Source organism: Shewanella sp. BC20 (assembly GCF_003129585.1).
In the GTDB taxonomy this organism is placed as follows: Bacteria; Pseudomonadota; Gammaproteobacteria; order Enterobacterales; family Shewanellaceae; genus Shewanella; species Shewanella seohaensis.
Genome location: NZ_NHRI01000005.1, coordinates 1 through 24,263 on the forward strand (window position 1 = coordinate 1; position 24,263 = coordinate 24,263).

A 24,263-nucleotide genomic window follows, 5' to 3' on the forward strand; every position below is an offset into this window, starting at 1 on the left:
CGATATCTAAACCGATTGTAGTAATCTTCATAGGTGGACCCGTCCTCTTTCTGATGAGTTTTAGCGACTACATCGTGGCCCATTGCGAGGCCGATTTAAAGTGGATGGGTCCATTCCATTATCCATGCCTCGCTCACGCAACGAACGCAAATGCCCTGCGGCAACTCCGAGGGGAGGGTGAACTTCTGTAGCCTTGGCGTTGGCTGTTAAACCCAAAAGAGTTATGGATGTCCCATCTTTCGGTTAGATCCAAAAGAGTTATGCCTGTCCTTTTTTCCCCGTTAACTCAGTGTCGGCTGTTAATCCGAAAAGAGTTATGGATGTCCTATCTTTCAACATTGGCGAGATTATTAGTGGTCTAATAAAACGATTCTATCCCTCTTTAGCCTTATGGTGTGAGGTGTTTGGGGGGAGAACGTGCAACTTGTTATCATGACTAGAACACTCTAAACTTGGGCAATAACGGCTACAGATAATTTCAATGAGTAAAATGATGGCTGAACAACGAGATTATCAATTATTGAGTAAAGCATTTAGCAAGTCTGTTATTTTAGAATTGGCTAAAAGCAATGAAAGTGAAATATTAAAAAATATTGCTAAAGAATCATCTATAGTTAGAGATCTACTTGATAAGAATTCTTTTAAAGAAGTATTTGATAATTTGTACTTGAAGTTGAAAAATAATTATAGGAATGAATATGTATATAAGAATGCAATAGCAGAGAAAATTGTTAGAGGACGACATAAATTAGCTAATGTTAGTTATGTGACAGAGTTTAGGGTTGGCCATTCAATTGCTGACGTTGCTGTTTTTAATGGTACATCGACAGCATATGAAATTAAAACAGAGTTTGATTCTTTTGAAAGATTAGAATCTCAGTTAAATTCTTATAGTTTGGTTTTTGATAGGGTATTTGTGATGGTACCTGCTCTCTATGTTGACAAGGCCGTTTCAATAGTGCCACCTCACGTAGGAGTATTAGAGCTAACAAATAGATACTCTATTTCGGAAAAGAAAATTGCGATATCTAATGCTGATAATATCTGTACGAATGCAGTTCTTAACTGTCTAAGACCTAAAGAGTATTTGGATATTACACGTAGACGATTTGGTTATATACCTTCGATAAGTCCAAAAACAGTAAAGCAAGATTGTCTATCCCTGTTTAAAGAATTAGGCCCGAAAGAAGTTCATTTAGAATTTGTTAAAACACTCAGAGAAAGAGAGTTAGATGAACTTGATAGGAAAGTAATACTTTCTCTACCTAGTTCATTGACTTCTGTGATCTTGTCGGCAAATTTTAACAAAAAATTGTTGCACAAATTTCATTCATGCATAATGGAGGAGCATTGTATATAAGTTAATAAACAAGGAGATACCATGTACCATCCATATCTGCGGGGAAAACAGTTTGAACTGTTAGCACTTAGAAATGTGGTTGATAAAATTGTCGAATCAGGGATGACTCCAATTATTGAACCTGTTCGAGAATCATTTAGAGATATTGCTAAATGTGTTGAAATGCTTTCCGAAAATAGCTGTGACTATATTATTATTGCGAATCCAAAATGTGGAGAACTCGAGCGCAATCAACTCGCTGCCGAAAGGGTAATAGATAGAATTGTTGAAATAGACCCTGAGGTCGAACTAGCATATATTATTGACGAAAGGACAAGTCTTGCAGAGATACTTAATTTGATTGGTAAATATGAAAATCAAATTTTCAGTATTGTGCATTCCGGCAGATTTTGCGATCCAGAAGGTTTGTTAGAGTTTCTCTCATCTTTAGATAACTTTAATAAACATATTTTTATCTCTGAAAATAGTAGTCAGGGGTACAGGGATTTGTTCTTATCTTCTAATAGAATTCTTATATCTGATGAGTTTGTCAGGCGAGCTAGAAATGCTGACTATGAAGATCATGTAGAAGAATTTTTCTCTGAACTGCCATACAGATACGCTAACCAGGGGTTCCAAGGATTTGGTGATTTCCTCACTATAGGAAATTATTTTTCAGAAGGTGGTGGCCAAGCAATTACAGCAGCAATTCATATTACATATGAGAAAGACGATGAGGAAATATATGTTAGACATTTTCTTTCAGAGCATCGCACCGTACCAGAAGAAGTTCCAATTTTATTAGAGGAAGCTCTTGATAAATTGGTGGATTTTCTGGATGAAAACCCAGGCATTCTAGAGTGGTCAAGATCATGCGAGGAGCTTGTTGAGATTAAAAATGGTGGTTGCCAAACTAATCTTGCTTATATTAAAAAATTAGTTATAAGTCATCATATTGAATTAATGAATAATATTATCGTTTAGATATTTTTGGTTGGAGGTTACATAGTTGATATGTAACCTCCAATATTCGACAGCTTGAGATTTCATTGATTTAACGAGGCACTCATTGTTAAATTTTCTAAAAGAGATGCTAGATCATTCAGGTTGCTTTAGATAACTTGCAAACAATAAAAAAGCTGAAGGAGTTCACCATCCTCTCGAAGTTGCCACAGGGCATTTACGTTCGTTGCATGTGCAACGCATTGATGCCGAGATAGCGTCAGTCAAAAAGAGCTCTGCCTGCCCCATCTTTATTTTTATTAATCTGTCTAATTCGACTTTCTTGGTGAGGGCTTGATTGATACTACATAATCCTTATGAATCCAGCCTGATTTAAGTTCGTCATCTATCATAGCTCTCACATATAACCAATCTTGCCCCATGTCATCAATGACCTCTACTGGCTCACCAAGTTTTAGATTTGCTAATATTGTAGATGAAAGCCCTGCTTCTTTTCTAAAGTTAAGACTATTAGTTGTAACAACGGCCCAATTACCTGAGATTGATAATATAGTTCCATTTGTTACTAATGTTTTTAATGACTCAACATCCTTAGCTTTTGATAAATGGGCTGTAATATGTTCATAGTTTTGTTGGAACACTATTAGGATTGCACCAACCAATAATGGCATGAAAAAATATTTTAGAAATGCCCATAGCAGATTTAATCTGTATTCATCAAGAGTTTTTATTAAAGCTGGTTGTTCAAGTACAGATTGAACTAATTTTTCAGTATCTTTATCAAAAAAATCATTGGCAGCATTTGTGTTTAATTTCTGGCTATCTCTTGCTTTAAGAAGTGCAAGCATCCTACGTCTTTTTCGAGAAATGAGTGTAGTAATAACTGCTTGTTTGGTTGAATTGCTATAATGAATCCAATTGAATCGTTCTTCTCTACTTCTTAAGCAGCCTTTACAATAACCTCTAGCATCAGTTTGACAGACTCCTATGCAAGGACTTGGTACCTCAAAAAATTCAATTTGTTCCAATATCTTATACCTTTTGAATATTTTTATGAATCTGATGGTGATGTTGAAAGTTTGAAACATCCTTGGTGACTATTATCGTGGTTACAATATTGTCATCCTCATAAAGCTTTAATTGGTAAAGTTGATTTAAGTTTTGTTTAGAAAACGAATTTACTTTCCATTCTTTTTTGCTCTTTTTATATCTCTTACCCATAGCACTGAGCCGTGGGTTTTACGCATTTCGAAGAGATCGATTGCGGCAAAGAGATCGCTGAGTTTTTTAAAACCGTAGTTTCGTTGATCGAATGAGCTGTGATTGGATATATGCGAGCCAATGTGACCAAGTTGTGCCCAGCCTTCTTCCTCTTCGGTTGCTTCTATGGCTTGGCGCAAAAGGTTGATCAGTTTGGTGTCACTTTTTAAATTGCATTTTTGTGGAATCGCGGTTTTGGGCTGAGCTTGCTCGGTTTTACTGACTGCGTCTGGTGTCGTTGGTGGCGGCTGGGTTACTTCTGATATCACCTCAATTTCTTCTGCGACGACTACAGGTTCAGCATCGAGGTAGAGGAAGCGAGAGCAGCTATTTACGAAAGCGGCTGGTGCTTTACGTTCACCGAAACCAAAAACGGTTTTACCGTCGGCTAAGGCTCTGGTCACAAGGGGAGTAAAGTCGCAATCCGAAGAAATTAAGCAAATGATGTCTATATCCTTTGTGTAAAGAATATCCATAACATCAATAACTAAAGCGATATCACTGGCATTTTTACCTTTGGTTAAATCGAATTGTTGAATAGGCTGAATGGCATATTCATGGAGGATATCTTCCCATGGCTTTAGGTTCGGGCTTTTCCAGTTACCATAAGCTTTTCGAATACTGATGAGACCGTGTTTTGCAAGCTCAGCGAGTACCACATCAAACTTTCTGGCTGGCGCATTATCGGCATCAATAAACACCGCAATTTTTTCTTTATTCTGCATGTGGGTTCCAACGAATGTAGTTGTTTTACTCGTTCATAAGCAGGGAGGTCGGTTTTAGCTTTGAAGTTAATGGCGGTGCTTTTATCCAAGTATGTAAGCACGCTACCGCCCATGGCACTTGCTACCAGACAGCAAATACACACAATAAATTTTAAGAAAAACAATCATAAAGCTATCAGTTTATCGTTGAATGAACTTTAGCTAGAATCACAATTGTTTGAGAGGGGAGCATTGTTAAGGTGGGTATTGAAAACTTGTCCTTGCATAGCTCATTTTTGCTGAGCTGCTCTTCCCTGACTCATTTCATCGCTATTTTGATCAGCGAAATTTATCGTTAACACTAAATCGATTTTGATTAAGTAACATCTTAACTATTGTTTATTAATCAAAATTTAACCTAGCGTACAGCATGTGGTGAATAGCGGCAAGAGAGATTCAAGAGGGACTGTTATCACTTCTCTTATGAAAGTTTCAGGTGTCGGTGTTCGCATTTGAAGTGGATATAAATTTAGGCTTATATCCACTGATAAACAAAACCGTACGATTTAAGTTCACCTACCCTAGATGATGACTAACACTCGCTTCTATAGCTCATAGTGATTCATTGGTACTTGGCTTAGGTTGTCCAGTCGCCATGCGCCTTGTTCATAAATAAAGCTTAGGCTCTGTAGATCATCTTTAAAGTCATAGCGCTCGTTGGAAGGACTGAGTCTGTCCTTAAACTCAATTTGGATATTTTTATAACCATCGGCCAATTTCTGCTGACCTAAGTGATTGGGGAGTGTGATAAGGCGAGAGAGGGCGCTATCCAGTTCCTTATCTTGTATTGGCAACTGTTCTTGTTTAAAGCGCTCGGTAAAAAGGGCGGAGAACTTTTGTTTATCTTGGCTATGACTGTAGGCGGCTAGTGTCCAGTTGGCGAGCACGAGTTCAAACGTGGTGTCGGCTTGGTTAAGCGCTGCAAAGGGAGTTTTATCCTTGTTTGACAAATAATCTTGGAAGCGAGGGGATGCATTTCGGTAGCTGTCTTTAAGGATTTTGCTGATTTCGTCGAGTTTCGGCTGATTGTAGGTTTTAAACTGTGCGGCCAGCGCGTTGATAGCCTCACCTTTTTGCTCCCAGCTTAAGCCGCCTTCACCAATTACGCTTAAATCTTTCTTGTGGGGTGTGACTAGTGGTTTGAGATCGGGGTTTTGATTCATGATGTTGCGGATCTTGTCACCAATCCCTTCCATAAAGGCTGTGGATTGTAAGTTGGCTTTACTATCAAAGAATAATCCCGCGCCGCTATAAGGGTCGACCCAAAGATCTGGATTGTTGATTTCGGTCATGCGGTTTGCATCGAGCGCTTTTATATCTGCCACCTTGGTATACAGCTGGCCGAGCGCTGCTTGATGTTTAAGGGTGAAAGCGGAGCGTTCGGCTTTGGCTTTAGCATCAATTTGGCTGTATTGCTGAGCGAGTGATATTAGCTCTGCATCATCTTGGATCCTTTGGTGCGAGTAGTAACCGCAGCGACTATCGCAGGCATAGTTAGCTAGTGTTGAAATGCTGTCTAACTCTATTTGCTTGGTTTGCACAAACACTAGGCTGCTATAAAGGTAAAGTGGTGTATCCGTACTCTTATCGACCAGATAAACCTTATTATTGGGGTTATGTTGGCCTGTGACATTGAGATCTTTCTTGGTAGCACAGACACTAAATTGATGTGCAGTTACGGGAATATTCCGCTGATAGACTGAGACAAACAGTTTATCTAGGCTGATGTGAGCCGGAACTTCGCCTTTGATCTCGACATCGCATGTCTGTGCGAGGGCCAAGTGAGAAGAACAGCCAAGGAGTATGGCTGTGAGAATCAGTCCTTTGTTCATAGAAAGCATCCTTATTTCTACCAATTTACTGTGTATCGGCGAGTGTAATGTCGCGTTGTTAAAAATGGTTCGTATCTTGTTAATCGCATCCCAATCAAGACCGGGACTAGGTGGAAACTGAGGCTATTGTGCGGGGGCGTTATCAGCAGAATCCATTCATAACTTGATAATAAACAAACCCATAGTACCTAAGTAACAGCAAAAAGTTAAACTTGAGATTGAATTTAGGTAAACGGTAGCGTGATAGATTCACCCGTGACGGTGATATTGCGGCGGTATTCTGGGAATAGTTACGGGTGCAATGGTTACATTGATACCCATTGTTGAAGTTCGGATTAGCGACTAATGCCTATCCAATGCCTTTATCTTGGCTTTTATTTCTTCTCTGATTTTTTTGTGGTAGGGATTTTTAATTTCCCGTTTGTGATAGACCAAATGATAGGGAATAAAGTCGGTCTTAAAGGGGCAGGTTAATATTTGCAGATTTAATTTATCGGCCCATTGCTCGGCAAATGTGCGCGCGATAACGGCGATAGAATCACTCTGAGCAATATTGAGCGCAATGCTGGCGATGGAGTGACAAATTAATGCAATTTTGCGTTCTTCAATTGGTTCATTGGCAAAGAGTTCGAAGGCGCGAATTTTATCCCAGGTGCCACTATAAAGTGCATGTTCTTCGTTATAAAAGGCCTCTTTAGTAATGCTGTGCTGAATTCGTGGATGGTCACGACGGCAAATAACGACTAAGGGTTCTAAGTAAATTTCCTCCACCATAAAGGCGCTATCTCGGGTCAGAAAACTGTCGACTATGATGTCGGTTTTCTCGTGGCGAAGGTGTTCAAATAGAAGGTTTTTCTCTGGTGGCGATTCTTGCAAGCTAATGTTTTCAATTGGAAATAGAGCGCTTATCAGCGACTCATTGCAGCAAACATTAAATTGGGTTCGCATGTTCATCGCATTTTCGATGATGCTGAGGGCTTGGCGAAATGCGGGGATCAATTGTTGCCCTTTACTGGATAGTTCTATTCCTCGCCCTTGCTTGATAAAAAGGTTTTCTCCATAGCGATTTTCTAAGCGTTTAATTGCGGCGCTGATTGCGGGTTGCGTTAATTGTAAATGTTCAGCGGCTTTAGTGTAGGACTGGCATTCGGCCACGACTAAAAAGGTGCGCACTAAATTTAAATCCATAAATTTCAACCCATAATCTTTAATTCATAAATTTGATTTATGTATCTTAAAGCATTTTGGTGATTGTTTCTTGTACAAATTGGGTCTAGCCTGAGTGGGATGTTTATTTTTTGTGAGAGATGAGATAACCCCCCACCGTAAAAATGGAGTCTTTATGAGTACAGGAAAAAAACCGCGCTCAAATAAGTTTGTGCTAAATGCCTGCACACTTGCCTTGGGCGCCGCGTCAGTGACAGCCTATGCTGCAGATAAACCAAATATTCTGGTAATTTTTGGTGATGATGTGGGTTACTGGAACTTAAGTACCTACAACAATGGAATGTTGGCATATAGCACGCCCAATATTGACAGTATTGCCGCAGAAGGAACCAAGTTTACTAACTTTTATGCTCAGCAGAGTTCTACCGCGGGTCGTAGTGCCTTTATTACTGGCCAGATGCCTAAGCGTACAGGTCTATCTAAAGTCGGTATGCCAGGCGCCCCCGAAGGGATTAGCGAAAAAGATCCCACCATTGCCACTATGTTAAAAAATTTAGGTTATGCAACGGGTCAATTTGGTAAAAACCACTTAGGCGACCGCGACGAGCATTTGCCGACTAACCATGGTTTCGACGAGTTCTTTGGTAACTTGTACCACCTCAATGCCGAAGAAGAGCCTGAAAACGTCGATTATCCTAAAGATCCTGCCTTCCGTAAGAAGTTTGGCCCACGCGGCGTCATCCATTCCTATGCCGATGGCAAAATCGAAGATACAGGTCCACTAACCCGTAAGCGTATGGAAACCGTCGATGGCGAGTTCCTCGATGCGGCCGAAACCTTTATCGAGAAGCAAGTTAAGGCGGACAAACCCTTCTTCACTTGGTTTAACACCACGCGTATGCACAACTATACCCACGTGCCTGACTCCTATGCCGGTAAAACCGGTGCCGGATTCTATGCCGATGGTATGAAGCAGCACGACGATGAAGTGGGTAAATTACTGAAGAAGATCAAAGATCTGGGTGTAGATGATAACACTATCATCATCTACACCTCGGATAACGGTCCAATGGTCGACATGTGGCCTGATGCGGGTATGACGCCCTTCCGCAGTGAGAAAAACACCGGCTGGGAAGGTGCATTCCGTGTGCCAGGCATGATCAAATGGCCTGGACACATCAAGCCTGGAACCACTAAAAACGGTATGGTCTCTTTGGAAGACTTTTTCCCAACCTTAGTCGCCGCAGCAGGCGGTGAAGGCGTTGAGAAAGAATTACTCAAGGGTAAAAAGGTCGGTAAACAAACCTACAAAGTGCACCTCGATGGTTACAACCAACTGCCTTACTTCACCGATAAGACCCAAGAGTCGGCTCGTAAAGAGTTCGTCTACTGGAGTGACGACGGTGACTTATTGGCATTGCGTTACAACCAATTCAAGTTCCACTTCATGATCCAAGAACATGAAACGGGCTTTGCGGTTTGGCAATATCCATTCACTAAGCTGCGTGTACCTTTGATTTTCGACCTCAGTGTCGATCCATTCGAGAAGGGTGACAAAGGTATGGGCTACAACACTTGGATGTACGAACGTGCATTCTTGTTAGGCCCCGCCATGGCTAAGGTTGCTGAAGTGATGGAAAGCTTTAAAGAGTTCCCACCGCGGATGGAAGCTGGTACGTTTGTTCCTAGATAAACAAGCTGTTTTTTAAATAGAAATTGGCTGACGTTCATCTGAACGTCAGCCAATACAAGGAAGTCTGCATGGCGAAAACTTCAATGCGAGCATCAACGATACTCGATGTTGTACCGTTAAAATCAGCTGCAAAAGCACTTGGAGAGCATCCCGATTACCAACGTCGTTTCCACGTGATGGCTAAACCCGGTGGGGCGAAATGTAACATCGATTGCCAATACTGTTTTTATCTGCACAAAGAAGGCTTATTGCATCAGCCTAAGCAACCAGAGATGGATGATGCGACCCTCGAAGCCTTTATTAAAGGTTATATCGAAAGCCAAGATGGCGACGAAATCGTATTCTCATGGCAGGGTGGCGAGCCGACCCTGTTAGGCGTGGACTACTATCGCAAGGTAGTTCAGCTACAGAAAAAATATCAGCCCGTGGGCGTTAAAATTGAAAACGATCTGCAAACCAACGGCATTCTATTAAACGATGAGTGGTGCCAGTTTCTTGCCGAACATAATTTCCTCGTGGGTTTATCCATCGACGGTCCCGAAGAACTCCATAACAAATATCGTGTGACCCGCAGTGGCAAGCCAACCTTTCATTTAGTGATGGCTGCGGTCGAAAAGCTCAAACAATACAAGGTGCGTTTTAACGCCTTAGTGACGGTTAACCGCCACAACGTAAAGTACCCGCTCGAAGTTTATCGCTTTGTCACCAAAGAGTTGGGCGCGACCTATATCCAGTTTAACCCTGTGGTCGAACCTAGCGATTTTAAAACAACGGCGCCACAGTTTTGGAACAGCAGCATGGTACCCACGGTTGGCAGCGAGCTGGCAAAGCCTGGGCATCCTATGTCGGTGGTGACGGATTGGTCAGTCGATGCCGATGACTGGGGCAAGTTCCTTATCGTCACCTTTGAAGAGTGGATCAACAACGATCTTGGCCGAGTACTGGTTAACCTGTTTGAGACGGCGGTCGCCCAAGTGATGGGCAAACCGGCGCAGCTTTGTATTACCGCTGAATTTTGCGGTAAGGGTTTAGCCATTGAGCATAATGGCGATGTCTTTAGCTGTGACCATTATGTTTACCCCGAATATAAGATTGCCAATGTGCGTGAGCGTCCCTTGAATGAAATGGCGTTCTCGACCCGGCAATTAACCTTTGGTATGGCGAAGCGCGACTCGTTACCCCAATACTGTAAAGACTGCCCTTATCTCAAACTCTGTTGGGGCGAATGCCCTAAAAATCGCCTGCTGAAAACCCCAGATGGGGAAGAAGGGCTCAATTATCTGTGTCCAGGGATTAAAGCATTTTTCGATTATTCGTTGCCAATTCTGACGGGATTGGCCGTATTGCTAGGACAACCACATGGAACCAATGGCTAACACACAAACGCGTGCCCACGGGGATATTCTCGCCTTAATTGAACAGGTTGAATCTCAAGTCGTAGGGCAACGCACAGTGATCCGCAGTCTGATTTTGGGCTTACTGTGTAGCGGCCATGTGCTGCTCGAAGGTTTGCCCGGAACGGCAAAAACCCGCTCGGTTAAGGCCTTGGCCAATGCCTTGGCGATTTCCTTTGGCCGGATCCAGTTTACACCGGATCTCTTGCCCTCCGATGTGACGGGCACTGAGGTGCTTCACGAGGCTGAGGGGAAATCGACACTCAGGTTTCAGCCGGGGCCAGTGTTCAACCAAATCGTGCTGGCCGATGAAATTAACCGTGCCCCCGCCAAGGTGCAGGCGGCGCTGTTAGAGGCCATGGCCGAAGGCACCATTACCGTGGCGGGGCAAACCCATGTTCTGCCCGAACTCTTTATGGTACTGGCGACACAAAACCCCATCGAGCAGGAAGGCACCTATCCGCTGCCCGAGGCGCAGATGGACCGTTTTCTGATCAAAGCTTCGGTGGAATACCCTACAAAAGAAGCCGAGCGTGACATAGTGCGCCTCGTCCGCAGTGAGGAAAACGGCGTATTTAGCGCCGAAAAACCGCAAACTATCACCATAGATCCCGCCAGCCTTCTCAAGGCGCGGCAGCAAATTGCGGCCGTGACGCTATCGGATATGGTGGAGAACTATATTATCGATTTAGTGATGGCGACGCGCCAGCCAGAGCAATATCCCCAATCTAAGTTAGCCAGCTGGCTGATGATTGGCGCCAGCCCACGGGCATCCATTGCGTTGGACAAATGTGCCCGCGCCTTGGCTTGGCTAAATGGTCGTGACCATGTGCTGGTGGACGATGTGCGTGAGGTGGCGATTTTAGTGTTGGGCCATAGGTTGAGCCTCTCCTACGAGGCATTAGCGGATGGAGTCAATCAGCGCGATCTGGTGCATGAACTGCTCGATGTGGTCAGTATTGGATAACGGCTATGGCGCTCGCATCTCTGGCCGCATCCTCTCGATCTCAGTCGTCCCTATTCTCTGCTAAGCAAGAGGATCCCCGTATCTATGCCAGTTTACCGCAACTGGTGCGATTGCAGGGACAGACGACGCAAATCAAACTGCTTAGCCTGCGTTACTCTCGGGCGCACCTTTCTGGCCGTTATCAATCGTATCAACGGGGGCGCGGGCTGAACTTTGAAGAGCTGCGCCACTACCAACTGGGTGATGATATTCGCCAAATGGATTGGAAGGTCACCCAGCGCACGGGTAAGCCCCATGTGCGCAGTTACACCGAAGAGAAAGATCGCCAAGTGATCCTCTCCGTCGACCAACGTAGCTCCATGTATTTTGGCTCGGTGAGCCATATGAAATCTGTCGTGGCCGCCGAGATTGCCGCCTTAATGGGCTGGCTGGCGCTGGCCAATAATGACAGGGTTGGGCTGTTGATATCCGCGACTCAGCAGCTGCATTGGTGCTCGGCAAAGCGTGGTACGGCGCATTTTTTAATGGGATTAGATAGGCTTATCCAAGCCAATCATTCCCTGAGCGCGGCGAGCCGAGATAGCAAACGGGTAAGCTTCGCCCAGTGGATGCAAATTTTAAGTCAGCGCAGCCTCAAAGCCGCAACGTTAGTGATTGTCAGCGACTTTGCCGATGCCGATAACCAATCCCTCAAACAGTTAAAGTACCTGCAGCAGCATAATGATGTGCTGTGTATTTTTATCTCAGATCCGATGGAAACCCATGTGCCCGAAGACAGTGTTAGCAGCACTTGGGTGGTCGGTGATGGCCAATATCAGTTGGCATTACAGAAGGGGCAACAAACGGCCGAGGTGAATAAGGCGCTGCAAAAACAATATCTTGAAAAACAGACCCAACTCAAAAATCTGATGGCAATGCAGCGTATGCCCTTTATTGAAATCGGCACACAAGGCGATCATCTGCTGCAACTGGCTCGTACCCTGAGTGATATCCAATGACGGCAATCTTATTGCTTGGCGCAACTCAGTCTCCTCCTAGCAGCTACATGCTGAGGGAGTTAAAAGACGTGGCTCAGCCCGATCCTGTGAGCTGGTGGCCACAGACTCTGGGCTGGCAGATATTGCTGCTGGTATTGCTGCTATATCTGGGTTATCGCCTGTATCTCAAGGGGATTTTCTGGTGGCGTAACCGTTACCGCCAGGAGGCGATAACGGCCTTGCTGAGTCTGTCGGCGGAGGATCCGCATTGGCCGACGCAGATGATGAAGATTATTAAAATCGTGATGGTCTACTTGGAGCCGAAAAACGCCTCCCTCTACGGTGCTCCTTTGCTCGAGCAGATGGGGCGTTACCATTCAAAGGCTCACCTCGCGAACGAGGAATCGTTTCAGCAGTGGCTAAAATGCCTTGAAGATCCTAATGCCGCTCGCCCCGATTTTAGCGCTGTGCGCCAAGGGCTAAGCCAGTGGTTAAGCGGGCATCAATTGCCGGAGGCTCGCCATGGATCAGCTTGAGTTTGCCTATCCTTGGGCGTTTATCCTGTTGCCACTGCCCGTGCTGGTGTACTGGTTTGTGCCCGCGTATCGTAGCCGCGAAGATGCGATCAAAGTGCCGTTCTTTACCGAAATCCTTCGGGCATTGAACGAGACTCCCAAAGTTGCCGCTGGTCTGCTCAGCCCGAAACATTGGCAGCGGGGCATGCTGATCCTCTCTTGGCTGTTGATTGTCACCGCATTGGCTAAGCCTAGCATCTTAGGTGAAGTGCAAACCCGCGAAGCCTTCGGGCGTGACGTCCTTATGTTGGTGGACTTGTCTGGTTCGATGGATGAGGCGGATTTTACCACCGCCGATGGCAGTACCTTAACCCGCTTAAACGCAGCGAAAAACGTCTTGAAAACCTTTATCGCCAAACGCAGTAGCGATCGCTTTGGACTGATCTTGTTTGGGGATGCCGCCTTTATCCAAACGCCATTTACCGCCGATCAGCAGGTGTGGTTAAGCTTGCTAGAGGAGGCGCAAACGGGGATGGCGGGGCAGAGCACCCATCTTGGCGATGCGATTGGTCTTGGCATTAAAGTGTTCGAGCAAAATCCGCAGCCATCGGAGCAGCAGGTGATGATAGTGCTGACCGATGGTAACGATACTGGCAGCTTTGTTGAACCCGTGGATGCCGCCAAGATTGCGGCTGCGAGAGGCATCAAGATTTACACTATTGCCATGGGCGATCCCACCCATGTGGGCGAGCAGCCAATGGATATGGAGGTAGTCCAAAGGGTGTCGCAGCTCACTCAGGCGCGCGCCTTTATCGCTATCGACCAAGGGGAATTGGATAAGGCGTATCAGCTGATCGATAAGCTGGAACCGCAGCAATACAGCAGCGCCAGTTTCCGCCCGAAAATTACCCTGCATTTCTATCTGATTGCCATTGTACTCGCCTTACACTTGTTGATTTTCAGTTGGATGACGCTGCGGCAAATGTTCAGCCGCACCGAGGTGGCCAATGAGTGATTGGCATTTAGAACTGCAAATGTTGGCGCAGTTTCATTTTATTCGGCCACTCTGGTTATTGACCCTCATTCCACTCGCCATTGTGCTGATGCTGCGTTGGCGCCGGGATGATGTGCAGCAGCGGTTGGTATTTTTTCCCAACCATTTGCGCAGTGCGCTCACGTTGAATCAAGGCGGTTGGCGCAGTCAGTTACCGTTGAAAATCTTAATGTTATTGCTGTTATTGGCGGTAATTATCTGCGCGGGACCGACCTGGGAGCGCGAAGCGTCGCCCTTTGGTGAGGACGATGCCGCGCTGATGGTGTTGCTCGACAGCAGTGAGAGCATGAAACAGCAAGACGTGGCGCCGGATAGACTCAGCCGCGCTAAACATAAGATCTTGGATTTAATCGCGGCGCGAAGCGGCGGTAAGACGGGGTTAATGGTGTTTGCGGGCAGCGCCCATGTGGCTATGCCTGTTACCAGCGATGCTAAGGTGTTACAGCCTTACCTTGAGGCGATAAGCCCTGAGGTGATGCCGTTATCGGGCAAGGCGGCGCAAACCGCACTGAGTCAGCTCGCTGAGCAATTACCCGCGAATGCGGGCAACAGTGTCTTACTGCTTACCGACGGCGTTGACCAACTCACTATCGATGCGTTTGAGCGGTATTTTACCGAGCAGTTTGAACATCCTCCCTATCAATTGTTGATCTTAGCGATCGGCGATCCCGATGTTCAATCGCAGGTGCCAGTGGATGTTGACTCCCTAGCCAACTTGGCCGATAGCACGGGCGGCAGTCTGTACCGCATGACAATAGATGATGCGGATATTCAGGCTCTTGAGCGCAAAATTGAGCGCTTTAGCATGCTAAATAATGACTCCAGCATGCCTTGGTTAGATGAGGGCTATTGGTTGCTCTGGCCCTTAGCCTTGCTCAGTTTACTGTGGTTTCGCCGGGGCTGGTTGGTGAAGTGGAGCCTAGTGTTAGCGTTAACGCTACCGAGTATTGCGCCGCAACAGGCCTATGCCGAAATCACTGTTTCTAAGGCGGGCACCGAGACCCAAGTGACACAAGTCAGCTTTGCCGAGCGGAGTTGGCAATGGTGGTTGGATCTGTGGCTAACGCCGGATCAACAAGGCGCACTCTGGTTTAATAGGGGCGAATTTGCCAAGGCGGCAGCGGCTTACCATTCGGTGCTCAACAAGGGCATTGCCTACTACTATGGCGGCGAATATAAGCTCGCCCATTCGGCCTTTATGCAGGTACAAACCGATCTTGGTGCCTATTACGCCGCCAGCGCATTAGCGCGGCAGCGGGAATATATCGCGGCGCGTAAGCTATTGAGGACGCTGGCGAAAAAGCAGGATATTGCTCCCGATCTAAAAGCCGATATCGAGCATAATCTAAAGGTTATCCAAGGGCTTATTGATGAAATCAATCAAGCGAGCGCCTCCCAAGCCAACAGTATGGGCGATCAGGAAACCTCTATCGAATTGCCGGACGACGAGCCGCAGACCGCCGAAGGCGCCGATGAACAAACCTCACAGGATAAAATGCAGTCGCAAAACCTGACGGCGGAGCAGATGTTAGGCGATCCTAAGTTGGCCGAAGTCTGGCTAAAGCGAGTCGAGGCTAATCCCGAACAATTTTTGCGGGCGAAGTTTCAGCTGCAAAATCTGCAACCTAAGGGCGCACAGAGCACTGATAACGCCAAGGGAGGATTGCAGCCATGAGTCATGCAATCAGTGCGCAGAGCTGCGACAAAACGCTATCTGGCAGCAGAGTGCGAGTATCGATAAAGCCAGTCATCGGCGGTGCGAGATTGATGGCTAGAAGAGTCATCGCTTTGATGTTCATCATCTTGATGCTGAATGGTTTGCTGTTTGCAACCCATGCGCAGGCGGGCGATGCCCTACCAACCGAGCCCGCCACCGCGGTCAAAGTGAAGGCGTGGTTGGGTGAAAAACCGGATGCAAATCCCGATGGAACTGAAAAGCTATGGGCGCCGACGGAGCAGATATTGTTGCAGATTGAGGTGTCGACCAACCGCTGGTTTACCTCGGGCACTCAGATAAAGGGCATTGAAATCCCCAATGTGTTAGTGAAGCAACGCAATACCTTTGCCGTTAACTATACCGAGCGGGAAGACGGTCAGACTTGGTCGCGACAGCGCTGGGAAATTGCCCTCTATCCACAAACCAGCGGTGACTTTAGCGTACCAGAAGCCACAGTCATCACTCAGGTGGCTGGCGTCAATGGCAATAAGCAAGCTGTCACGCTTACAACCCCGGCTATGGGATTTCGGGTGGCTCTGCCCAGTGCCGAGCTTGCCAGTACAAAGGCTTGGTTTGCGGCATCGGATGTCAAAGTGCAGCAGGAGTGGAGCCCAAATGAGGCTGAGGTGCTCAAGGTGGGGGATAGCCTAGTGCGCACCATTAATATTGAGGCCAATGATTCCCTTTCGGTGCTGCTGCCCAATCTTATGTCGGCGCAAGCTTCTCCCGATTGGAAGCTGTATCCCAGTTCTCCCGAGCTTGTGGATAAACAAAGCCGTGAAGGTTATGTGTCGAGCCGAATCGATAGCCAAACCTATGTGTTGCAACATGGCGGCGATGTGAGCTGGCCCGAGTATCGACTCTGGTGGTGGAACACTCAAAGTGGCCAGTTGGAGCAGATAGTGTTGGAAGGGAAGACTATTAAGGTCAAGCATACCCTGAGTTCTTGGTTGAAGTACCACGCATGGACACTGTGCACTCTGCTGTTAAGCGCGGCGATATTGGGGTTATTGATACGCTGGGGGAAAGCGTATTACCAAACCCATCCTATTCCCGTGTGGTTAGTGTTTTACCGCGCCCTGCGTCGCGGTGAATGGCAAACCTGTCGAGCACTCTTGTACCGACGCTTACGTCGGCGCAAACAATTACTGTCGATGACAGCGGTATCCACAGAGCCAGATTGGCAAGCTGTTGCCCTGAGGTTACAAACCCATTCGACTCCTCGGGCGGATTTTATCTATCTCTGGAAGCGTATTAAGCGAGTCCGAATGGGGTTGGCTTTACCTAAGGCGCTCGTCGCATTAGAGAAACAACCCTTACTAACCGAAAAAGTAGCCGCTGGAAAAGTGTTATCCGAACCCAAAGCCTCTGAGTCATAGAGGGACATTACCGATCGTAATAAGGAGATACCCTGTGAGAATCATACGACTATACCGCAATTGGATGTTGTTACTCGTTAGTATGTTGCTGGTGGGGCAAGCTTACGCGGCCCAGAGTGACCCTTTGGCATCCTGGAACGATGGTAAGGCCAAGGCGGCCATTACACAGTTTGTGCAGCAAGTGACGGATAAGAATTCTCAATATTTTGTGCCAGAAGCCGAGCGGATCGCGACCTTCGACAACGACGGCACCCTATGGTCTGAACAGCCCATGTACTTTCAGGTGTTGTTTGCCCTCGACCGCCTCAAAACCTTGGCTCCAAGCCATCCCGAATGGAAAACCGAGGAACCCTTCGCCAGCGTGCTTAAGGGCGATGTGAGCAAGCTGCATACCGAAGACTTAGTGAAAGTGATTTATGCGACCCATTCCGGCATGAGCACCGATGAGTTCGATGCCATAGTGAAGGATTGGATTACCACGGCCAAGCATCCCACTACAGGGAAAAAGTACACCGAAATGGTGTTCCAACCTATGTTAGAGCTGCTGGATTACCTGCGTGCTAATGGCTTTAAGACCTTTATCGTCTCCGGCGGTGGCACGGGTTTTATGCGTGCTTGGGTGGAAGGCGTTTACCATATTCCCCCAGAGCAAGTGGTAGGCAGCACCTTTGAGACCGAGTTCAGCTTGGTTGACGGTAAGCCGACATTAAAACGTATGCCAAATTTCTTAGTGAACGATGATAAAGAAATGAAGGTACAGGAAATATATGAACGTATAGGCCGCAGACCCATAGCCGCCTTTGGTAATTCAGATGGCGACTTGGCCATGTTGCAATGGACCGCGGCGGGTGACGGCCTACGTCTACCTATGTACATTCACCATACCGATGATAAGCGTGAGTGGAAATATGATCGTGACTCCCATATCGGTCAGCTAAACAAAGGCTTAGATGAGGCAACGGCCAAAGGTTGGCCCATGGTCGATATGAAAACCGATTGGAAGCGTATTTATCCCTAAGGCTTCAGATTGGCAGATGAGCTTTTAAGATCATCGTCTGAAAACAATTCGTCGTGAATGGGTTTATCCAATCGGGATAAACCCATTGTTATTTTTGCGTCCTAGCATCCACCTAAGGAGTATGGCGCGAGCGCGCTATCTTCCCTAGAGTAGGCTAACTGAGATTGGATAACACAGGGATTGAATAAATGATCTTTGACTGCGAACGGATACATCTAATGGTTATCCGATTTATCAATCAACTGGTATCACTTTCATTTATAAGGTTTATATTAGCATTTGCTATGTGCTCAATTATATATGGCCGAACAAATGAACTTAGTTACCTGTCATCCCCAAAGTGCAATTATGACTATAAATGCTGCCAACTTTTACGTCTTTAACTTTTCAACAATGAGAAAATAATATATTCACTTTGTTTTTCAGCCTCTTTTATTATGTTTCTCATGGAATTTAATATGCCAGGGTAATGCTGTCGACGTCTAAAGTAACTTTGAAATAATCTTATAACAGATTCTTGAGTTAATTTTTCTTGCTGTATAGCTATTCCTGACAAATAGCTTTTTAGCATTAATACATCAAGTATGAAAAACTTAAAATACTCGATTGGTCGCTGACCTAAATGCGTCATGAATTGGTCATTGTAAATACTATATAGTAAGAAGTTGATTAAAAGTTGTGGATGTTCGCTCAAATGTTCGTTGATTGCTTTTTGTGCAGCATCTAGGGTATCAGTATATGCATGATGTTCTTGCTGTGGATTGGCTACAACCACAGTATTATCATCAGTTTTTTCGACATTGTTCAGACATTTCATGAGCATTAATTGGCATTCTATAAAGTCATCAAACTTCTTAATACTAGATAATGGAATATCTCTGTTTTCATATATGTTAGTGACAAGGGCTATATCTTGATTTGCAAAGAAGTGCCACTTTATTGCTGGTGCTGATGGGATAGATTGAAAGGTCTCCAGTAAAGTACCATCACAAATCATAGTGTTAAAATTATCAGCTAATTCTGATAAACGAGGTAAGCTATATAAAAAATTGTCTGACTGTTTTAAGTATAATCCAATAGTAAAAAGCTGTTGTTCAAAATCAAGTGCTGGATTTAATGCGACGCTAAAACAAAAATCTCGTATAAATTCTAAATATGCAGGTAAGTTGGCAGAAGTTAGTCCCCTAATATTCCCATGACTTAACTCATGTTGATATTGCATCGCGGTTGATATCATCATAGCGTCAGGATCATATAATACCTTTTTAACTACTTCAGGACATGATATAGCCATGCTCATCTCTACATGTTTGCCAAACCAACGGGGAGTGCGTGGATAGTCTTGGCAAATGTGAGGCAATAGGTTTTGACCACATTTTTTGTGGATATTACACAAATTGTTTTCATCTAAAAGAGGGCAATCACCATCGGTAGACATTTTGATAGTAGCGTAATTTTTTTCTGATTGCCTAGTTAGTTTGAAAGTTGATGATGCTAGCTGGCGAATTTCAATATCACCGTGTTTTTTTAAAGCTTTATAGGTTTGTTTATCGACCTCAATAGCCCAGGTATTGCAGCAGTGTGCAGTGCAGTCACTACCAACGCATGCGAAGTCACTAACAAACTTTGGCATCATTACTTCTAGTTTTTGTTGATTCATAATGTTAGTAAACTCCTATATAAAACTGGTTTTAGATTAACATATAAATTTATACCCAATCGAAAAATATTCGGTGATTGTTGCATAATGAAGCCATATTGAAAGTGTAGGAACGGTTGTCAAAAGGAAGTTCAAATACCTACGAACAAGTTGTGCGTTAAGGCTATGGCGTTAGATATTTAGATTGGACGACAACATTCAGATTTGTGTTTTTTGCACTTGATAATCGATGTTTCACTCATCCATATTTAACAATCGGAGCATTCACGTTAAATTCTTTGGAGTGAACCATGCCATTCCATGTTGTGCTGGTGATGGTGATGGTGATGGTGATGGTGATAGTAGTAATAAGTTCTGATGATACGAAATAAGGACGCCTTGATGAATGATGAACAATACGAAAAGGGGCTGGAAGTACGCCGCGCCGTGATGGGCGATAGTTTTGTCGATAAGGCCTTGAGCAGTGCCACGGATTTTACGCGTCCATTACAGGAGTTGGTGACGGCGAACTGCTGGGGCGAGGTTTGGGTGCGTGAGGGGCTTTCTCGGCAAACTCGCAGTCTTGTGACCATAGCGACGCTTGCCGCATTAAAGGCATCGACCGAATTAAAAGGTCATGTGCGCGGCGCGTTGCGTAACGGTTGCACTGTGGAAGAAATTCAAGAAGTGCTTTTACATTCAACTATGTATTGCGGCATGCCATCGGGCATTGAGGCCTTTAGGGCGGCAAAAGAAGTGATTGAAGAGTGGCAGGCTGAGCAGGCAAAAGTGTCGGGGCAGTCTTAATGTTTGACCCCTGTGGCATGTATCCTTTGAGTCATCGGGTGTCGAACCATCACCTGATGTGTGCGTACTTAGGATATTGCCAGAACGAGGGGATGCTATTCGCTCGATGTTCAATGTTCAATGTTCAATGTTCGATGTTCAATAAGTGTGGCCTGAGTTTTTGCCTGTAGCTGCGGCTCATACTCAGGCCAACGCTTGTTAGAGTCGCGGATCCGCCGATTGACTCTCGACTTGGCCGATAACGGTGAGGTCACTTAAACTCGAGAGTGTCCCCCACTGCTGAATCGTCATCATGCCAGTGATTTCCTGCGCGGTGAAACTCAAGCGCAGCCCGTCTTTGCGGTAATCCTGCGGCAGGTTTTTAGGCAATATTTTTTGGCCGTTGTCGGCGATAATGCCCCAGAATCCACCTTCTAAATTCATATACCTCACAGTGCCTTGCAGCATTACGCCTTCTCCTTGGGGTGAAATACTTGGCTTGATAAAACCTTTATCAGTCGACGTGTGAAGCTGCGGAGTGTCGCGCTTATCCACAGTGACCGTTTTGTCCTCGCTCGTTTCTTTTGGGGGCGTGTCAGTTTGAGCTGCGCTTGTTTGTGCTGTGTCCGTTTTGACGGTGCTTTGCGCGGCGGGTTTGTCCACATTCGACGGATTTTGCGCTTGAGTCTGCTCTTGACAACCCAACAACAATACGGGCAATAGTAGTGCTAATAGGGGAGTATGTGGGCGCATCTTGCTTCCTTGTTGTTACTGATGTCACAACACTCTAGCAAATAATATTCGCGAGGGGGGATAAGGTTTTTATATCTTTATGTAACAGCGTGGAACAGGAGATAAAGGTAAAGCGAACGTCGCTTTACCTTTTTAAGCCATGGGTTGGAGCAGCATTACTTTTGTAGCTGCGCCTTGGCGGCTTCAACCTTAGCGAAATCAAGACCTAACTCGAGTACGGCTTCTTTGATTAACGCCGGATTTTGCATTACCAACGCCATCAGTTGCTGCAGTTTTTCGGGTGGGATCCCAAGCTGACCAATAATGCCCATCGCCATGAGAGGATTATCGGTTAATGCTTGAAAAAGCTCGTTAATTTTTGCATCAGTGACATTGTGTTCTTTTAAGATGGCAATAATGGGATTCATTGCAATACCTTGTCGAAGTTAACAGAAAACGGCGGCCATTTTATCACAGTTACGCCTAAGTGGTGGTACGGCCGTGAAGTAACGGCTTAATCGCTGTTTACCCCGATACCGCATGGATTGCCGTAAGTCGGGATTTTGATAATCCTTTCATAAATTAACAATCGTTAATCTATTTTGGCGATTCCAATCATCGATTTTAATCATTTCATATAGTTAGCTCGCATCACTACACTTTCTGGCATCGATTGTGGTGACGGTTTCATGCATTACCCGAGAATTACACAACGAGACATGGGGTTGAGCAGCAAACAAACGACACACATCTGTGCAGGCAGATATGTCCTTACTAGAAGAAATAGGTAATCATCATGAAGAAAAGTACTATTCCTACCTTGTCAGCGCTGACCTTGACGATGTCGTTGGCATTTGGTGGGGCTGCTATCGCACAAGAGCAAGTCACGGGTAATCAATTTTGGTGGCCTGAACAGCTAAATTTAAGCCCACTACGTCAAAATGCAGTTGAATCAAATCCTTATGGTAGCGACTACCACTACGCCGAAGCTTTTAAATCCTTAGATCTCGACGCCGTTAAAAAAGACATCAAAGCCCTGATGACTGAGTCTCAGGATTGGTGGCCAGCGGACTACGGTCATTATGGTCCTTTCTTTATTCGTATGGCGTGGCACAGCGCGGGTGTGTATCGGATTTTTGATGGCCGTGGTGGTGCCGCCGGTGGTCAGCAACGTTTCGAGCCATTAAACAGCTGGCCAGATAACGTGAACTTAGATAAGGCGCGTCGCCTGCTGTGGCCTATCAAACAAAAATACGGCAGCAAGATTTCGTGGGGCGACTTAATGGTGCTCACGGGTAACGTGGCGCTGGAGTCTATGGGCTTTAAAACCTTTGGTTTCGCTGGTGGTCGTGTCGATGACTGGGAAGCGGAACAGGTGAACTGGGGTTCTGAAAAAGCCTGGCTCGATAGCAAACGCCGCAACGAAAAGGGCGAACTGGCTAAGCCGATGGGCGCGACCCAAATGGGCTTAATTTACGTTAACCCAGAAGGACCGAATGGTGTGCCAGATCCATTAGCCTCGGCGAAGGAAATTCGTGACACCTTTGGTCGTATGGCGATGAATGATGAAGAAACCGTTGCGCTGATCGCGGGTGGCCACACCTTTGGTAAGGCGCATGGCGCGCATGACCCCTCTAAATGTGTCGGTGCCGATCCCGCCGCCTCTGGTGTTGAGGCACAAGGTTTAGGCTGGAAAAACAAATGCGGCAAAGGCCACTCGGAAGACACTGTTACCAGTGGTTTAGAAGGAGCTTGGTCATCCAACCCAACCAAATGGACCATGGAATACTTAACTTGGCTGTATACCTTTGATTGGGTACAAACCAAGAGTCCAGCAGGCCATATCCAGTGGATACCTGCCGACGGTAAGGCCGCTAATCTGATCCCCGATGCGCATATTGCGGATAAGCGCCATGCACCTATGATGTTCACCAGCGATATCGCGTTGAAGGAAGATCCTATTTACCGCGAGATCACGACCCGTTTCCTTAAAAATCCACAGGAGTTTGAGCTGGCCTTCGCTAAGGCATGGTTTAAGTTAACTCACCGCGATATGGGACCTAAGGCAAGATACTTAGGTGCCGATGTGCCAGCGGAAATGTTGATTTGGCAGGATCCAATTCCCGCCCTTGACCACCCTGTTATCGATAACGCCGATATCAAAGCCTTAGGTAACAAAATCTTGGCTTCTGGCTTAACGGTTCCCGAATTGGTGAGAACGGCATGGGCTTCGGCCAGTAGCTTCCGGGGTACCGATATGCGTGGTGGTGCAAACGGCGCGCGTATTCGTTTAGAGCCTATGATGAACTGGCAGGCGAACAATCCTAAAGAGTTAGCTAAGGTGCTGGCTAAATTGGAAAAAGTCCAAAAAGACTTCAACGGCTCACTGAAAGGTGGCAAGAAGGTTTCGCTGGCCGATGTGATTGTGCTCGGTGGTAGCGTGGCGGTAGAAAAGGCTGCGAAAGAGGCGGGTGTGGTTGTCTCTGTGCCATTTACTCCAGGACGTATGGATGCGACTCAGGCACAAACCGATGTGTCATCCTTTGCGGTTCTTGAGCCAACGGCGGATGGTTTCCGTAACTACTACTCGAAGGATAGCAGCCATTCTCCCGCCGAGATGCTGATTGAACGTGCGAACATGCTCAATCTGACCGTGCCAGAAATGACCGTGCTGGTAGGTGGTTTGCGTGCCTTAGATGCCAACAGTGCTGGCGTGAAACACGGGGTGTTTACTGACAAACCTGGCACCTTAAGCAATGACTTCTTCGTTAACTTGCTCGATATGTCGACCAAGTGGAGCAAGTCAGAGAAGCAAGAAGGTATCTACGAAGGGCAAGATCGTAAGAGCGGTAAACTGAAATGGACCGCGACTCCCGTCGATTTAGTCTTCGGTTCGCACTCTGAATTGCGCGCCGTGTCTGAAGTGTACGGCGCTCAAGATGGACAAGACAGATTCGTGCAAGACTTTATCAAAGCCTGGAATAAGGTGATGAACGCCGATCGCTTCGATATCTAAGCCGCATTGACTCTGGGTTTTATCACCTGTGAGTTCAACTCTCGTAAGTCC

The 24,263-nt window shown here is 46.0% G+C and carries 20 protein-coding genes and 1 pseudogene; 13 read left to right on the top strand and 8 right to left on the bottom strand.

Annotated elements, in window-relative coordinates:
- The first annotated feature begins 490 nt into the window (after positions 1-490).
- The gene (locus tag CBX96_RS07070; protein WP_181382156.1) at positions 491-1,360 is read left to right on the top strand and encodes a sce7726 family protein; all 870 of its coding nucleotides are present in this window, start codon (positions 491-493) and stop codon (positions 1,358-1,360) included.
- Between the two features lie 21 nt (positions 1,361-1,381).
- Positions 1,382-2,323 carry a sce7725 family protein gene (locus CBX96_RS07075; protein ID WP_109286195.1) on the top strand — a complete coding sequence of 314 codons (942 nt, stop codon included), beginning with the start codon at positions 1,382-1,384 and terminating at the stop codon, positions 2,321-2,323.
- A gap of 287 nt (positions 2,324-2,610) precedes the next feature.
- Here the strand turns inward: CBX96_RS07075 and CBX96_RS21665 are convergent, their stop codons facing one another.
- The 5 genes and pseudogenes from CBX96_RS21665 to CBX96_RS07095 form a co-directional block, all read right to left on the bottom strand.
- Positions 2,611-2,973, bottom strand: coding sequence for an SH3 domain-containing protein (locus CBX96_RS21665; protein WP_258294295.1), 363 nt, complete (start codon positions 2,971-2,973; stop codon positions 2,611-2,613).
- A 123-nt stretch (positions 2,974-3,096) separates the two neighbouring features.
- Positions 3,097-3,330, bottom strand: a pseudogene (locus CBX96_RS21670) (DUF1289 domain-containing protein); the annotation flags it as partial.
- A gap of 150 nt (positions 3,331-3,480) precedes the next feature.
- Positions 3,481-4,287, bottom strand: coding sequence for an NYN domain-containing protein (locus tag CBX96_RS07085; protein WP_109286197.1), 807 nt, complete (start codon positions 4,285-4,287; stop codon positions 3,481-3,483).
- Positions 4,288-4,871: 584 nt separating this feature from the next.
- Positions 4,872-6,158 carry a hypothetical protein gene (locus tag CBX96_RS07090; RefSeq protein WP_086904756.1) on the bottom strand — a complete coding sequence of 429 codons (1,287 nt, stop codon included), beginning with the start codon at positions 6,156-6,158 and terminating at the stop codon, positions 4,872-4,874.
- A gap of 342 nt (positions 6,159-6,500) precedes the next feature.
- Positions 6,501-7,346: a LysR family transcriptional regulator gene (locus CBX96_RS07095; RefSeq protein WP_109286198.1), complete on the bottom strand. Its 846-nt coding sequence runs from the start codon at positions 7,344-7,346 to the stop codon at positions 6,501-6,503.
- Positions 7,347-7,500: 154 nt separating this feature from the next.
- Between CBX96_RS07095 and CBX96_RS07100 the strand changes: the two genes are divergently transcribed.
- The 9 genes from CBX96_RS07100 to CBX96_RS07140 all read left to right on the top strand — a co-directional run bounded on the left by CBX96_RS07100 (position 7,501) and on the right by CBX96_RS07140 (position 18,039).
- Positions 7,501-9,018: an arylsulfatase gene (locus CBX96_RS07100; RefSeq protein ID WP_109286199.1), complete on the top strand. Its 1,518-nt coding sequence runs from the start codon at positions 7,501-7,503 to the stop codon at positions 9,016-9,018.
- A gap of 68 nt (positions 9,019-9,086) precedes the next feature.
- A complete protein-coding gene (locus CBX96_RS07105; RefSeq protein ID WP_011624122.1) occupies positions 9,087-10,394 on the top strand; it encodes an anaerobic sulfatase maturase in 1,308 nt (435 codons plus the stop codon).
- Positions 10,378-11,379: a MoxR family ATPase gene (locus CBX96_RS07110; protein WP_109286200.1), complete on the top strand. Its 1,002-nt coding sequence runs from the start codon at positions 10,378-10,380 to the stop codon at positions 11,377-11,379. Before CBX96_RS07105 ends, CBX96_RS07110 begins: the two co-directional genes overlap by 17 nt.
- A 5-nt stretch (positions 11,380-11,384) precedes the next feature.
- Complete coding sequence (locus CBX96_RS07115) at positions 11,385-12,377, top strand: DUF58 domain-containing protein (protein WP_109286201.1); 993 nt, start codon at positions 11,385-11,387, stop codon at positions 12,375-12,377.
- A complete protein-coding gene (locus tag CBX96_RS07120) occupies positions 12,374-12,892 on the top strand; it encodes a DUF4381 domain-containing protein (protein ID WP_109286202.1) in 519 nt (172 codons plus the stop codon). The genes CBX96_RS07115 and CBX96_RS07120 overlap by 4 nt, the downstream gene beginning before the upstream one ends.
- Positions 12,879-13,886: a VWA domain-containing protein gene (locus CBX96_RS07125; RefSeq protein ID WP_109286203.1), complete on the top strand. Its 1,008-nt coding sequence runs from the start codon at positions 12,879-12,881 to the stop codon at positions 13,884-13,886. Before CBX96_RS07120 ends, CBX96_RS07125 begins: the two co-directional genes overlap by 14 nt.
- Positions 13,879-15,600, top strand: a complete 1,722-nt coding sequence (locus CBX96_RS07130; RefSeq protein WP_109286204.1) for a VWA domain-containing protein — start codon at positions 13,879-13,881, stop codon at positions 15,598-15,600. The genes CBX96_RS07125 and CBX96_RS07130 overlap by 8 nt, the downstream gene beginning before the upstream one ends.
- The gene (locus CBX96_RS07135; RefSeq protein ID WP_109286205.1) at positions 15,597-17,021 is read left to right on the top strand and encodes a BatD family protein; all 1,425 of its coding nucleotides are present in this window, start codon (positions 15,597-15,599) and stop codon (positions 17,019-17,021) included. Before CBX96_RS07130 ends, CBX96_RS07135 begins: the two co-directional genes overlap by 4 nt.
- 34 nt (positions 17,022-17,055) lie before the next feature.
- Positions 17,056-18,039, top strand: coding sequence for an HAD family phosphatase (locus CBX96_RS07140; RefSeq protein WP_109286206.1), 984 nt, complete (start codon positions 17,056-17,058; stop codon positions 18,037-18,039).
- 379 nt (positions 18,040-18,418) lie between these two features.
- Here CBX96_RS07140 and fliB read toward each other — a convergent pair whose 3' ends face one another.
- Complete coding sequence (gene fliB, locus CBX96_RS07145; protein ID WP_109286207.1) at positions 18,419-19,699, bottom strand: flagellin lysine-N-methylase; 1,281 nt, start codon at positions 19,697-19,699, stop codon at positions 18,419-18,421.
- 381 nt (positions 19,700-20,080) lie between these two features.
- On the opposite strand from fliB, the gene CBX96_RS07150 reads away from it, so the two are divergent.
- On the top strand, positions 20,081-20,485 hold the full coding sequence (locus tag CBX96_RS07150; protein ID WP_089066927.1) for a carboxymuconolactone decarboxylase family protein: 405 nt from the start codon (positions 20,081-20,083) through the stop codon (positions 20,483-20,485).
- Positions 20,486-20,683: 198 nt separating this feature from the next.
- Here CBX96_RS07150 and CBX96_RS07155 read toward each other — a convergent pair whose 3' ends face one another.
- Both CBX96_RS07155 and CBX96_RS07160 read right to left on the bottom strand, forming a co-directional pair.
- On the bottom strand, positions 20,684-21,217 hold the full coding sequence (locus tag CBX96_RS07155) for a hypothetical protein (RefSeq protein ID WP_109286208.1): 534 nt from the start codon (positions 21,215-21,217) through the stop codon (positions 20,684-20,686).
- Between the two features lie 155 nt (positions 21,218-21,372).
- Complete coding sequence (locus CBX96_RS07160; protein ID WP_007650566.1) at positions 21,373-21,624, bottom strand: DUF2999 family protein; 252 nt, start codon at positions 21,622-21,624, stop codon at positions 21,373-21,375.
- 368 nt (positions 21,625-21,992) lie between these two features.
- On the opposite strand from CBX96_RS07160, the gene katG reads away from it, so the two are divergent.
- Positions 21,993-24,212, top strand: a complete 2,220-nt coding sequence (gene katG / locus CBX96_RS07165) for a catalase/peroxidase HPI (RefSeq protein WP_109286209.1) — start codon at positions 21,993-21,995, stop codon at positions 24,210-24,212.
- Positions 24,213-24,263 lie beyond the last annotated feature (51 nt).